General features: G+C 40.0%; 13 protein-coding genes. 8 read left to right on the top strand and 5 right to left on the bottom strand.

The window, feature by feature from the left end; genetic code table 11:
- Nucleotides 1-49: 49 nt before the first annotated feature.
- The 5 genes from jag to rpmH all read right to left on the bottom strand — a co-directional run bounded on the left by jag (nucleotide 50) and on the right by rpmH (nucleotide 2,390).
- The gene (gene jag, locus IEV52_RS00065) at nucleotides 50-682 is read right to left on the bottom strand and encodes an RNA-binding cell elongation regulator Jag/EloR (protein WP_188400510.1); all 633 of its coding nucleotides are present in this window, start codon (nucleotides 680-682) and stop codon (nucleotides 50-52) included.
- Nucleotides 679-1,452, bottom strand: a complete 774-nt coding sequence (gene spoIIIJ / locus IEV52_RS00060) for a YidC family membrane integrase SpoIIIJ (protein WP_188400509.1) — start codon at nucleotides 1,450-1,452, stop codon at nucleotides 679-681. The genes jag and spoIIIJ overlap by 4 nt, the downstream gene beginning before the upstream one ends.
- Nucleotides 1,453-1,489: 37 nt before the next feature.
- Entirely contained in the window at nucleotides 1,490-1,717 is a 228-nt protein-coding gene (yidD, locus tag IEV52_RS00055) for a membrane protein insertion efficiency factor YidD (protein ID WP_188400508.1), read from the bottom strand.
- 3 nt (nucleotides 1,718-1,720) lie between these two features.
- Nucleotides 1,721-2,068: a ribonuclease P protein component gene (gene rnpA / locus IEV52_RS00050; protein ID WP_188400507.1), complete on the bottom strand. Its 348-nt coding sequence runs from the start codon at nucleotides 2,066-2,068 to the stop codon at nucleotides 1,721-1,723.
- 187 nt (nucleotides 2,069-2,255) lie between these two features.
- On the bottom strand, nucleotides 2,256-2,390 hold the full coding sequence (gene rpmH / locus IEV52_RS00045; RefSeq protein WP_007201576.1) for a 50S ribosomal protein L34: 135 nt from the start codon (nucleotides 2,388-2,390) through the stop codon (nucleotides 2,256-2,258).
- A gap of 616 nt (nucleotides 2,391-3,006) precedes the next feature.
- On the opposite strand from rpmH, the gene dnaA reads away from it, so the two are divergent.
- The 8 genes from dnaA (at nucleotide 3,007) to IEV52_RS00005 (ending at nucleotide 13,278) form a co-directional block, all read left to right on the top strand.
- Nucleotides 3,007-4,362, top strand: coding sequence for a chromosomal replication initiator protein DnaA (gene dnaA / locus IEV52_RS00040; protein WP_188400506.1), 1,356 nt, complete (start codon nucleotides 3,007-3,009; stop codon nucleotides 4,360-4,362).
- A gap of 172 nt (nucleotides 4,363-4,534) precedes the next feature.
- Entirely contained in the window at nucleotides 4,535-5,677 is a 1,143-nt protein-coding gene (gene dnaN / locus IEV52_RS00035) for a DNA polymerase III subunit beta (protein WP_188400505.1), read from the top strand.
- Between the two features lie 102 nt (nucleotides 5,678-5,779).
- Nucleotides 5,780-5,995: a S4 domain-containing protein YaaA gene (gene yaaA / locus IEV52_RS00030; RefSeq protein ID WP_066244167.1), complete on the top strand. Its 216-nt coding sequence runs from the start codon at nucleotides 5,780-5,782 to the stop codon at nucleotides 5,993-5,995.
- 11 nt (nucleotides 5,996-6,006) lie between these two features.
- On the top strand, nucleotides 6,007-7,128 hold the full coding sequence (gene recF, locus IEV52_RS00025; protein ID WP_188400504.1) for a DNA replication/repair protein RecF: 1,122 nt from the start codon (nucleotides 6,007-6,009) through the stop codon (nucleotides 7,126-7,128).
- Nucleotides 7,129-7,138: 10 nt separating this feature from the next.
- Complete coding sequence (gene remB / locus IEV52_RS00020) at nucleotides 7,139-7,408, top strand: extracellular matrix regulator RemB (protein WP_188400503.1); 270 nt, start codon at nucleotides 7,139-7,141, stop codon at nucleotides 7,406-7,408.
- A 47-nt stretch (nucleotides 7,409-7,455) separates the two neighbouring features.
- Nucleotides 7,456-9,387: a DNA topoisomerase (ATP-hydrolyzing) subunit B gene (gene gyrB / locus IEV52_RS00015; RefSeq protein ID WP_229754226.1), complete on the top strand. Its 1,932-nt coding sequence runs from the start codon at nucleotides 7,456-7,458 to the stop codon at nucleotides 9,385-9,387.
- 134 nt (nucleotides 9,388-9,521) lie between these two features.
- Nucleotides 9,522-12,074: a DNA gyrase subunit A gene (gene gyrA, locus IEV52_RS00010; RefSeq protein WP_188400501.1), complete on the top strand. Its 2,553-nt coding sequence runs from the start codon at nucleotides 9,522-9,524 to the stop codon at nucleotides 12,072-12,074.
- Nucleotides 12,075-12,162: 88 nt separating this feature from the next.
- The gene (locus IEV52_RS00005) at nucleotides 12,163-13,278 is read left to right on the top strand and encodes an HD-GYP domain-containing protein (protein WP_188400500.1); all 1,116 of its coding nucleotides are present in this window, start codon (nucleotides 12,163-12,165) and stop codon (nucleotides 13,276-13,278) included.
- Nucleotides 13,279-13,544: the final 266 nt, after the last annotated feature.

The raw sequence follows: 13,544 nt of genomic DNA, 5'->3' as shown, positions 1-13,544 counted from the left end.
GGCTTACAGTAAACAAAAAGCCCCAGAGGAATAACCTCTGAAGCTCCCATTATTTTTTGCTGGAGGACGTCGGGCGGATCACGACTTTACGGAATGGCTCTATCCCTTCTGACGTCGTCTCAACATCTCGGTTTTCTTTAAGTGCTAAATGGATCACTTTACGTTCGTTAGCAGGCATCGGTTCAAGTGCAAAGCTCTTTTTCGTAAAGTATACTTTCTGAGCAGAGTGCTCTGCTAATCGTTCAAGTGATTCTTGTCTTCTGGTACGATAATTTTCAGCATCAAGCACAATTTTGACATGCTTGCTTGCAGGATCTGAGTTTGCAACCATATTCGTTAAAAGCTGAAGCGCATTAAGCGTTTGCCCTCGTTTTCCAATTAAAATCGCAATTTTGTCACCGGATAGATCCAGCACAAGATGATCATTTTCCTGTCGCTGTGTGATGGTAACGGGTACCCCCATTTTGGATGTTACATCCTGAAGGTAGTCAATCGCGGTTTTAACAGGATCAGCTTTCACTGTTACTTCAACAACTGCAGGCTTCCCGCCAAGGCCAAAAAAACCTTTTTTGGAATCTTCAAGAATGGATACTTCTACTTGATCTTTTGAAGTCTGAAGTTGTTCTAGTGCTGCCTCTACTGCTTCTTCAACCGTTTTCCCTGTTACCTGTACCTTTTTCACTTTTTAGCTCCCCCATCAACTTGATTTTCATTCTTTTTCATTGGGGTCGTAATGAAGTATGTTTGTGCAATCATGAAAATGTTACCGATCACCCAATATAATGATAATGCAGCTGGGAAATTAATCGCAAATACAACAATCATGACTGGCATGATGTAAAGCAGCATCTTCATTTGTGGATTCGGGTTATCCATTCCGCCCATCATGATCTTCTGCTGCAAGAATGTCGTAAGACCTGCAACTAGCGGTAAAATATAGTATGGATCTGGATCTCCAAGGTCGAACCACAGGAAATTGTGATTAGCAATTTCTCCGGTACGCATGATCGCATGATAAAAACCTAAAAGAATAGGCATTTGAATAAGTAAAGGCAAACATCCTGCAAGAGGATTTACACCGTTCTTTTGGAAGAGCGCCATCGTTTCCTGCTGAAGTTTTTGCTGTGTGTTCGCATCTTTTGACTTGTATTTTTCACGCAGTTTTTGAATCTCTGGCTGAACTGCCTGCATCGCTTTTGAACTGCGTGTCTGCTGAATCATTAAAGGCAGAAGTGCAGTACGGATAAGCAATGTAACAATAATAATCGCTAGTCCATAATTCTCGCCTGTTAAATTAGCGAAATATGTGATCAACCACGATAATGGATATACAAAATATGTGTCCCAAATTCCCGTGCTGTCTTTTGTGATGGGTTCATTCATCGATCCACATCCTGATAGGACAGCCATGAGTGCGAAAAGGGCAATCATTAAACCTATTTTCTTACGCACACTCTTATCCTCCTTAAAATCATAAATCTCATCTCAATTATTTATTGTCTCTTTTTTCAGGCACGAGGTCAACGCCTCCTGGGTGAAAAGGATGGCACTTTAGGATTCTGACAAAAGTTAGCCACATTCCTTTTATAACCCCATGACGCCTAAATGCTTCTATGCCATAATGCGAACAAGTCGGATAAAAGCGGCATGAAGGTGGTGTTAATGGGGAGATCCACTTTTGGTAAAAACGAATAATCCCTATAAAGAAGGACCTCATTTCTTACACCCTCTTTTTAAAAACGTTTGCTCTGTTCATTACATGCAGCAAACTTTTCTCCAATTCATGAAATTCCATATTAGCAGTAGGTATTCTCGCGATAACCACATAATCCCTGCCTGTCAGAAGCTGTTCACTATATTTATGGAAGATTTCTTTAACTGAACGCTTTATTCGATTTCTCGTTACGGCTTTTCCTACTTTTTTGCTGACTGAAAGACCGATCCGAAATGTTTCTTGATCTTCTTTTTTTAAACTGTATATAACAAATTGGCGATTAGCCGTGGATTTTCCTTTTTTGAAAACCTCTTGAAATTCCTCGTTTTTTTTGATGCGTTGTTCTTTCTTCATCAATTAACACTCCATCAATTTAAGCAATCTCATTCCATCGTCTATTTCGATCTTCATCAGTATCGGTCTTTTTTAAAGTTAATAAAACCTTTCTCTTCAGAAAACTCGACTTTCCTTAAAAATAAGGCTGATATGGATTGAGCGGATATGTCTATAAAAGTAAAAAAAGACCACTGATGTCAGTGGCCTATGCAGATAACACTTTTCTTCCCTTTTGACGACGGCGAGCTAGAACTTTACGACCGTTCTTAGTAGCCATACGTGCACGGAAACCATGTACCTTCTTACGCTTACGATTGTTCGGTTGGAATGTAGGTTTCATGTATATAACACCTCCCTGAGGATATCTCTTATAAAAGACAGTCTAATAAAGTATAATGACTGGCCCCTTCTTTTGTCAAGCTGGATTTTCTTTTTATGTAAAGTACATCAAGATCTGCATCTAATTCTCGTCATTAAGGGGAATCATTCTACACTATTCTTAAAAATCTTTTATTCCAGCCTGTGGACATCTTTTTCGACACATTTTTTATTATCCACACCAATTATCGACACGTTTTACACAAAATCTAGTATTGTGGACAACTTTTCTACACAAGGTATGGGCGTTGTGGATAAGTAACAATAATCCGTTGCCAAGCTTGCTTTTTTTTGATATGCTTGTTGTGTTTTAACTCGTTAATAACGTGAATTGCATTTCAAGTTATTCACATCCTGTGGATAAACTTGTGGACAGATTTTTATGGCTGTTAAAAAGGTTGTCCACAGATGCTTTTTAGCTGTTCATAATCCTATTATCTACTATATTAATTAACATTCACATAAGGTGTGGACTTTTATTTTTATTCATAGGTATTCACTGGGTGTACAAGTCTTATACAACAGGGACAACAACTGCTGAAATAGGATAATTTAAAGAGATAAGGGGGGTAAATTGGTTGGAAAACATCAACGACCTATGGTCCAAAGCACTTTCTGCAATCGAAACAAAAGTCAGTAAGCCCAGCTTTGAGACTTGGTTAAAATCAACAACAGCGCATGCATTGCAAAATGATACGCTTGTTATTACTGCGCCGAATGAATTTGCGCGTGATTGGCTTGAGTCCAGATATGCGGGCATCATTTCAGAGACACTGTTGGACGTAACAGGAGCAGCTCTCGACGTGAAGTTCATCATTCCGCAAAATCAGACAGAATTAGACTTGGATCTAGAACTTTCCATGAAAAAAGCCCCAAAAGCATCTAATGAACCTCACGAAGAAGTTTCTCAAAGTATGCTGAATCCTAAATATACATTTGATCGTTTTGTTATTGGATCTGGGAACCGCTTTGCGCATGCCGCTTCCTTAGCTGTTGCCGAAGCACCAGCAAAAGCATACAATCCGTTATTTATATATGGTGGAGTTGGACTTGGAAAAACACACTTAATGCATGCGATCGGTCATTATGTATTAGAACATAATCCAGGGGCAAAAGTAGTTTATCTTTCATCCGAAAAATTCACCAATGAATTTATTAATTCTATTCGTGACAATAAAACGGTTGAGTTTCGCAACAAATTTCGCAGTGTGGACGTGCTTTTAATTGATGATATTCAATTCCTAGCGGGAAAAGAACAGACCCAAGAGGAATTTTTCCATACATTTAATGCTCTTCATGAAGAGAGCAAACAGATTGTCATCTCGAGTGACCGGCCTCCAAAAGAGATTCCGACACTAGAAGACAGACTTCGTTCTCGTTTTGAGTGGGGACTTATTACAGATATTACTCCGCCAGATCTAGAGACACGAATCGCCATCTTGCGAAAGAAGGCAAAAGCGGAAGGCCTGGATATTCCTAATGAAGTGATGCTTTATATCGCAAATCAAATTGATACGAACATTAGAGAACTTGAAGGTGCACTTATTCGAGTAGTTGCTTATTCTTCTTTAATTAATCAAGATATGAACGCAGACTTAGCAGCAGAAGCCCTTCGTGATATTATTCCTTCTGCTAAACCAAGAACATTAACGATCCACCATATACAAGAAGTAGTAGGAAAGCATTATAACGTGAAGTTAGAAGATTTCACTGCGAAAAAGAGAACGAAATCTGTTGCTTTTCCAAGACAAATCGCGATGTATTTATCCCGTGAACTGACTGATAATTCCTTGCCTAAAATAGGTGAAGAATTTGGAGGACGTGACCATACGACTGTCCTGCATGCCCATGAAAAAATTTCAACTTTGCTTATAACTGATCAAATACTGCAAAGAAAAGTGCAGGAAATTCATGATCAGCTTAAATCCAATTAAATAAACAACACTGAATACTGTGAATAACTACAGTTACTTTATACACAGTCTGTCCACATGTGGATAGGCTGTTCTATCTTTGTTTTAAAGAGTTATCCACACATTCACAGCGCCTAGTACTATTACTACTATTTTTTAAAAGATTTTTAATAAATAACAGGGGGGCAAAACAATGAAAGTTAAGATTCAATTAAACCAATTGATCGAAGCCGTTCAAGATGTCATGAAAGCTGTATCGTCCCGAACTACGATTCCAATTTTAACGGGAATAAAAATGGAAGTTACATACGATGGTGTACATCTAACTGGAAGTGATTCTGATATTTCGATCGAACGATTAATACCAGTTGAAGAAGGCGATCTGGTACATATTGAAGTAAAACAAGAAGGAAGTGTAGTACTTCCAGCTCGTTATTTTTCTGAAATCGTAAAAAAGTTGCCAAATGAATCTGTTGAGATTGAAGTTGGGGAACGTTTTGAAACAACACTTCGTTCAGGCGCATCTGAATTCAGTCTTTTAGGGCTTGATCCAGAAGAATATCCTCGATTGCCGCAAATCGAAGAGAATCTTGTTTTTGAAATTCAAAGTGATCTTTTGAAAACGATGATTCGCCAAACTGTCTTTGCGGTGTCCACCTCAGAAACACGTCCTATCTTAACAGGCGTGAATTGGACCTTGTCGGATGGTGTCCTGAACTGTATTGCAACAGATAGCCATCGATTGGCGCAGCGCAAAATGCCGATCGATTCACAAGCTGAAGAACTATCTTTTCAAAACGTAGTAATACCAGGAAAGAGCTTGAATGAACTTTCAAAGATTCTTGATGAATCAGCAGAAAAAGTACAGATCGTTGTAACGAACAATCAGATTCTTTTTAAAGCAAAAAACATCTTACTCTTCTCACGATTATTAGATGGGAACTACCCGGATACTTCTAAACTGATTCCATCTGAGAGCAAAACAACATTTGTTTTAAAAACAAAAGAATTTTTACAAGCGATCGATCGTGCCTCTCTATTAGCTAGAGAAGGAAGAAACAACGTTGTAAAATTAGCAACATTAGATAACCAAACCATCGAACTTTCTTCAAACTCTCCAGAGATCGGTAAAGTATTTGAACACATGATCGCAGAGGAGATTGAAGGAGAAGAGCTGAAGATATCTTTTAACGCTAAGTATGTCATGGAGGCGCTAAAAGTGATGGATTACTTAGAGATCAGCATCCTATTTACAGGAGCGATGAGACCGTTTTTAATTCAGCCAGTCTCAGATGATTCGATCCGTCAATTAATCTTGCCTGTAAGAACTTACTAAAATATAAAGCTGCCGGATGACCGGTGGCTTTCTTTTCTTTCTAAGTCACTCGTTTTTTGGAGAAACTAGTAAGAAAGAAAATTTATTAAGGAGGTTATAGAAATGGAAAATGTAAAAATCAATACAGAATTCATTACGCTGCAGCAGCTATTAAAAACTACCGATGTCATCCAATCGGGAGGAATGGTAAAATGGTATTTAGCAGAACATGAAGTTCTTGTGAACGGAGAACATGAAACACGCCGAGGGAAAAAATTATATGCGGGTGATGTCGTGTCCATTCCAGACGTAGGAGAGTTTAAGGTAACAACGGAATAGGGGGAATCCCTTTGCATATTGAAAAGCTTCAATTAAAAAATTACCGGAATTATAAAGAACAGTCTCTTGAATTTGAAAATAAGGTCAATGTTTTTCTTGGTGAAAACGCCCAAGGGAAAACAAATGTCATGGAATCGATCTATGTTTTGGCCATGGCAAGATCCTATAGAACGGCAAAAGATAAAGAGTTGATAACTTGGGACGAAGAATATGCTAAAATAGAGGGTAGCATCAAAAAGAGGAACAGTTCTTTTGATTTAAGCCTTGTTATCTCACAAAAAGGAAAAAAAGCGAAAATCAGCCGCATTGAACAACGACGACTAACAGATTACGTCGGACATCTTAATGTGGTTATGTTTGCACCTGAGGATCTCAATCTTGTAAAAGGCAGTCCGCAGGTGCGTCGTCGTTTTATTGACATGGAAATCGGCCAGGTTAACGCTGTTTATTTAAATGACCTTTCTGTGTACCAAAAGATTTTGTCTCAGCGAAACTCTTTATTAAGAGAGATGTATCGTAACAAAAGTCCTGAAAAGATAACGATGCTTGAGATCTTAACAGAACAGCTTATTGATAAAGCTGCCAGAGTCACGTTAAAGCGCGTGAAGTACATGGACAAGCTGCAAAGTTGGGCGGAACCGATCCACCGAGGAATATCTAGAGGATTGGAAGATTTAAAAATTCATTATAAACCTGCCATTGAGGTATGTGATGGGTTGGACTTGTCGAAAATGATAGAAGCGTTTCATATGAAGTTTGGTAAAATAAAAGATAAAGAGATTGAACGAGGAACCTCTCTATTCGGGCCCCATCGGGATGATTTGCTGTTTTCTGTGAACGGAAAAGACGTGCAAACCTTTGGATCTCAAGGTCAGCAGCGGACAACAGCACTGTCATTGAAGCTCGCTGAAATTGATCTGATCCATTCAGAAGTAGGAGAATACCCTATCTTGCTCTTGGACGACGTGTTATCCGAACTAGATGACTTCAGACAATCTCATCTTTTAAATACAATACAAGGAAAAGTACAAACCTTTGTTACTACAACTAGTGTGGAGGGCATACACCATGAAACACTAGAGAAGGCCGCAACCTATAAAGTTCATTCAGGCTCCATAGAACGTTTGAAGTGAGGTGAGGGATTTGCTTTTGCATTTAGGTGATGAAGAAGTGATTCATTCTAAAGATGTACTAGCAATATTGGATATCAATGCATTAAAGACTTCTGTGCTAGCAAAGGAGTTTCTGAAAAAGCATGAACAAGACCAAACATTGACCGATCTAAGCGGGAATGCCGCAAAATCCGTAATTATTACAGACAAAACGATCTATTTGTCTCCTCTTTCTGCCTCAACGTTAAAAAAGAGAGCCACTGATCGCCTCGAACTTGAAAATGGCTGGAACATAAAATAAAGGTTTTATAAATAAAGCGTTTTGAAACCGGAATGAAGGTGAACGAATTGACGACTGAACAACAATTAGAACAACAGCAAAATTATGATGAAAGTAATATCCAGGTACTAGAGGGTCTTGAAGCCGTCCGTAAACGTCCTGGGATGTATATTGGTGCCACGAACGTACGCGGATTGCACCATCTTGTTTGGGAAATCGTGGATAACTCGATCGATGAAGCATTAGCGGGTTATTGTGACACGATTCGAATCACAATCGAAGAAGACAACAGCATCACTGTAGAAGATAACGGACGTGGTATTCCTGTCGGTATGCATGAAAAAATGGGAAGACCTGCGCTTGAAGTTATCATGACAGTCCTGCATGCAGGAGGTAAGTTTGGCGGCGGCGGATATAAGGTTTCCGGAGGACTGCACGGTGTTGGTGCCTCTGTTGTAAACGCCCTCTCCACTATGTTAGAAGTAACGGTTTCCCGTGACGGAAAACTGCATTATCAATCATACGAGCGCGGCGTACCGACTGCAGACCTTAAAGTGATCGGTGATACAGATAAAACCGGAACTCGTACGCACTTTAAACCAGATCCGGAGATTTTCACAGAAACATTAGAATATGATTTCCCAACTCTCTCCAACCGTATTCGTGAGCTGGCTTACTTAAACCGTGGACTTCGCATCATTGCAGAAGACAAACGGGGAGAAGAACCAGTTGCGAAAGAATATCATTATGAAGGCGGAATTAAATCATATGTGGAGCACATTAACCGTACACGTGAAGTGCTGCATGAGGAACCGATCTTCGTTGAAGGGGAAAAAGACGGCATCTCAGTAGAGATCGCGTTCCAATACAATGATAGTTACGCCAGCAATATCTATTCGTTTGCAAATAACATTAACACGCACGAGGGCGGAACACACGAGTCTGGCTTTAAAACAGCCCTTACACGTGTAATTAATGATTATGGGCGTAAGAACAATCTGTTTAAAGACAGCGATACGAACCTAACTGGTGAAGATGTACGTGAAGGTTTAACCGCAATCATCTCGATCAAACATCCGGATCCTCAGTTTGAAGGACAAACGAAAACGAAGCTTGGCAACTCTGAAGCACGTCAGATTACAGAGTCGATCTTCTCCGAGACGTTCTCATCGTTTATGCTCGAGAACCCGGTCGTAGCGAAATCGATCGTAGAAAAAGGGATGATGGCGCTTCGTGCACGTGTTGCAGCGAAAAAAGCACGTGAGCTTACACGCCGTAAGAGTGCGCTAGAAGTATCTTCACTGCCAGGTAAACTTGCAGATTGTTCTTCAAAAGATGCAAGCATTTCTGAATTGTACGTGGTAGAGGGTGACTCTGCCGGCGGATCAGCGAAACAGGGCCGTGATCGTCACTTCCAGGCAATTCTGCCTCTTCGCGGTAAAATTATTAACGTTGAAAAAGCAAGATTGGATAAAATCCTTTCCAATAACGAGGTTCGTGCCATCATAACTGCTCTCGGTACAGGGATCGGCGATGAATTCGATATTACAAAAGCACGCTATCATAAAATTATCATCATGACAGATGCAGATGTCGACGGTGCACATATCCGTACACTGCTATTGACATTCTTTTTCCGTTATATGCGTCCGATCATTGAGAACGGATATATCTATATCGCTCAGCCGCCTCTTTACAAGGTACAGCAAGGAAAGCGCATTGAATATGCTTATAACGACAAAGAGCTTGAGAAAATGCTTGCAGAACTGCCGCAAATTCCAAAGCCCGCGCTGCAGCGTTACAAAGGTCTTGGAGAAATGAATCCTACACAGTTATGGGAGACAACAATGGACCCAGAGACGCGCACATTGCTTCAAGTGGAAATGAAGGACGCGATGGCAGCGGATGAAACATTCGAGATCTTGATGGGCGACAAAGTAGAACCGCGCCGTGACTTCATTCAAGAGAACGCACAGTATGTTAAGAATTTAGATATCTAAATGAAAATGCTGAACCATTGAAGCTAGATATAAAAAACATGAAGCTGGACAAGGTCCAGTTTCGGTTTGTTTTAAAGCAGTTATTTTGGCTATAAAAAGCCTTTGTTTTTCAAGAGGTTATGGAGGTAAAACGAATGTCTGAAATGGAACGTTCACGGATTAAAGAAATTAATATTAGTACGGAAATGCGTACTTCATTCATGGATTATGCCATGAGTGTAATTGTCAGTCGTGCACTCCCGGATGTACGTGATGGATTGAAGCCCGTTCACCGTCGTATTCTTTATGCGATGAACGATTTGGGGATGACTGCCGATAAGGCGTACAAAAAGTCTGCCCGTATCGTTGGTGAAGTAATCGGTAAGTATCACCCGCACGGCGACTCTGCTGTATACGACACAATGGTACGTATGGCGCAGGATTTCAACTTCCGCCACATGCTTATCGATGGCCATGGCAACTTCGGTTCTGTCGACGGCGACGCTGCGGCAGCTATGCGTTATACAGAAGCACGTATGTCTAAGATCGCTATGGAAATGGTACGTGACATCAATAAAGACACGATCGACTACAAAGATAACTATGACGGTTCAGAACAAGAACCTATTGTAATGCCTGCTCGTTTTCCCAACCTGCTCGTAAACGGTGCTGCCGGTATCGCAGTTGGTATGGCAACGAACATTCCTCCTCATCATCTTGGAGAAGTAATTGACGGGATCTTAGCCGTAAGTGAGAATCCTGATATTACGATTCCAGAATTGATGGAGATCATTCCTGGACCTGATTTCCCGACAGCGGGTGAAATTTTAGGCCGTGAAGGAATTCGTAAAGCGTATCAGAACGGAAGAGGTTCCATCATTATCCGTGCAAAAGCGGAGATTGAAGAAATGCCTAGCGGGAAAGCGGCTATCATCGTTACTGAACTTCCTTATCAAGTGAATAAAGCTCGTCTGATCGAGAAAATTGCTGAATTAGTTCGTGATAAGAAGATCGACGGCATTACAGACTTGCGTGATGAGTCTGACCGTAATGGTATGCGCGTTGTGATGGAAGTACGCCGTGATGCGAACGCAAATGTTATTTTGAATAACTTATACAAACAGACGGCTCTACAGACAAGCTTTGGTATCAACATGCTTGCGCTCGTAGATGGACAGCCTAAAGTACTGAACATTAAAGAATGTTTGTACCATTACCTTAAGCATCAGCAAGTTATTATCCGACGCCGTACGGAGTTTGATCTTAAGAAAGCTGAAGCAAGAGCTCACATCCTAGAAGGTCTTCGTATTGCACTTGACCATCTAGATGAAGTGATCGCCTTGATCCGCGCTTCAAGAACAACGGATATAGCACGCGAAGGGTTAATGGAAAAGTTTGAATTAAGCTATGAGCAATCCCAGGCCATCCTAGATATGCGCTTGCAGCGATTAACAGGTTTAGAGCGAGATAAGATCGAAAACGAATATAATGACCTTGTTGCTTTAATTGCTGAGTTAAGAGCAATTTTAGCAGACGAAGAAAGAATCCTTGAAATTATCCGTACTGAATTAGCAGAGATAAAAGAGAAATACGACAATCCTAGACGTACGATTATTTCTGTAGGATTTAACAGCATTGAGGATGAAGATTTGATTCCTCGTTCAAATATCGTTATCACGTTGACTAATAAAGGATATATCAAGCGGCTTCCTATCTCTACTTACCGTTCACAGCGCCGTGGAGGTAAAGGGATTCAAGGAATGGGTACGAGTGAAGATGATTTTGTTGAGCAGCTGTTCACAACGAACACGCATAACTATATCCTGTTCTTCACTAATAAAGGAAAAGCATATCGCTTAAAAGGGTACGAAATTCCTGAGTACGGAAGAACAGCTAAAGGTATTCCGATCATCAACTTACTTCAGATCGAACAAGGTGAAACGATCTCTGCAGTTATTCCTGTAGAAGATATGGAAAGTGACGAAGTTTACCTTAATTTTATGACAAAACAAGGGATCACGAAACGTTCACCGTTATCAGCTTACAGCAATATCCGTAAAGGCGGATTATTCGCGATCAATCTTCGTGAAGAGGATGAATTGATGGGTGTTCGTCTGACAGATGGAAGCAAGGACATCATCGTTGGTACGAAGCAAGGTATGTCTATCCGTTATCAAGAAACAGACGTTAGATCCATGGGAAGAACAGCCACAGGTGTTAAAGCCATTACCCTTGGAGAAGATGATGCTGTCGTTGGAATGGAAGTCTTAGATGAATCACAAGACATCTTAATCGTTACGGATAAGGGTTATGGAAAACGTACACCGATGAGTGAGTACAGACTACAGTCTCGCGGCGGTAAAGGGATAAAAACCGTTAACATTACTGAAAAGAATGGTCCAGTTGTTACATTGAAAACTGTAACAGATGAGGAAGATCTAATGATTATCACCGCAAAAGGCATCATTATTAGAATGAACATCTCTGGTATTTCGCAGATGGGACGTAACACTCAAGGTGTTAAACTGATGACCATGAATGATAACAATCACGTCGCTACCGTAGCCGTTGTAGAACGTGAAGAAGAATCAGAAGAGTTATTTGATGAAAATGGTGAACCAATTGTGACAGAAGGTGAATCACCAGCATTAGAAACAGAAGAAACACCTGCTTCTGAAACAGAAGATAGCGAAGAGAATAACGAATAATTGCTTAAAAGAGGAAAATGAGTATACATTTTCCTCTTTTTTATATGTAAAATAAAATCATGAACTTCCAAATAAAAGGAGCCTTATTATGAAGATTAAAACGAGTCAGGCTAAGATTGGTCAGATGTTGGTTCAAGATGTATTCTCTATGACTAATCAGCCAATCGTTAATAAGAATACTATTTTAAATTCTGGGCATCTTCGTGTGCTTACTCGTTTTCAAATCAAGGAAATTGATATTTTAAACGAATCGAGAACGAACCAAGCGAATACAAAACATGATAAACCTGATCAGGTTGCTCCTCCTTCATCTAAACGGGAAGAAAAAATGACTCAGGTGAAAACAGAAAAGGAACAGCGCTCTTTTCCGGGAATGTATCTTCAAGCCGTAAAGAGATATAAACAGCTCTTCACAAATTGGCAGTCGGGAAGTGCTATTGATATGCTTGATGTACGTCAAAGTGTTCTGCCTGTTCTTGAGGAAGGCTCGAATGTTCCAAGGGAGATCCTGCTGCTTCATCATTATGCTACGAGTGCTGATTATATCTACCATCATTCGATTGCTGTAGGTATATTAAGCACCTTCTTAGCTAAAAAAATGAATTTCTCAAGCGGAGATTGTATACAGATCGGTTTAGCCGGTATTCTATCTGATTGTGGCATGGCAAAAGTTCAACCTACTCTTTTAAAGAAGAGTGGCGCTCTAACTACGGCTGAATTTGATGAAGTAAAAAAGCACACCATTCATGGATACAATATGCTCAAAAAGATTCCATCTATTAAAGAAGGTGTTCTACTAGGTGTACTTCAACATCACGAACGGGCAGATGGGTCTGGCTATCCCTTAAAAGTAAAAGGAAGTAAACTGCATCCCTTTAGCAAGGTCCTTGCCGTTGCCGATGTTTATCTAGCTATGACAGCTGAAAGGCCATACCGAAGCAAGCAGTCTCCGTTTAAAGTACTTGAGATGATGATGAAAGATCAATTTGGTAAGTTTGATCATCAAGTGATCCGTGCTTTATTATCCGGTCTTTCAACATTTTCTGTAGGCAGCCGTGTAAAACTAACGAACCAGGAAGTAGGAGAGATTGTATTTATAGAAGAAAGCCAACCTACAAGACCCATGATAAAGTTAGATGCAAATGGTGAGATCATCGCATTGAAGAATAGAAATGATCTCTTTATTGAAGAGCTTTTATCTTAAGATAGAAGCTTTTTTATTTTAGGTATTGCATCACGTATATAACCGTGGTAAGATAATCAAGCTGTCTTAAAGAACAGCTAATTGCACCTGCAGCATAATAAATGTTTCCTAAAGAAATGTTTTAAAAAAAGTTAAAGAAAGCTATTGACTCTAATGCTTCAGCGTGGTATATTATTAAAGTCGCTAAAACAAGTGACCGAAACAAAAAAGTTCTTTGAAAACTGAACAAAAGAAATAGGTAAGGAATTAAGAATTAATTCCGTCAG

Source organism: Fictibacillus barbaricus (genome assembly GCF_014635025.1).
Lineage (GTDB): Bacteria > Bacillota > Bacilli > Bacillales > Fictibacillaceae > Fictibacillus > Fictibacillus barbaricus.
The sequence above is the reverse complement of the archived record's forward strand: the minus strand, read 5'-3'. Positions and strand labels throughout refer to the sequence as shown.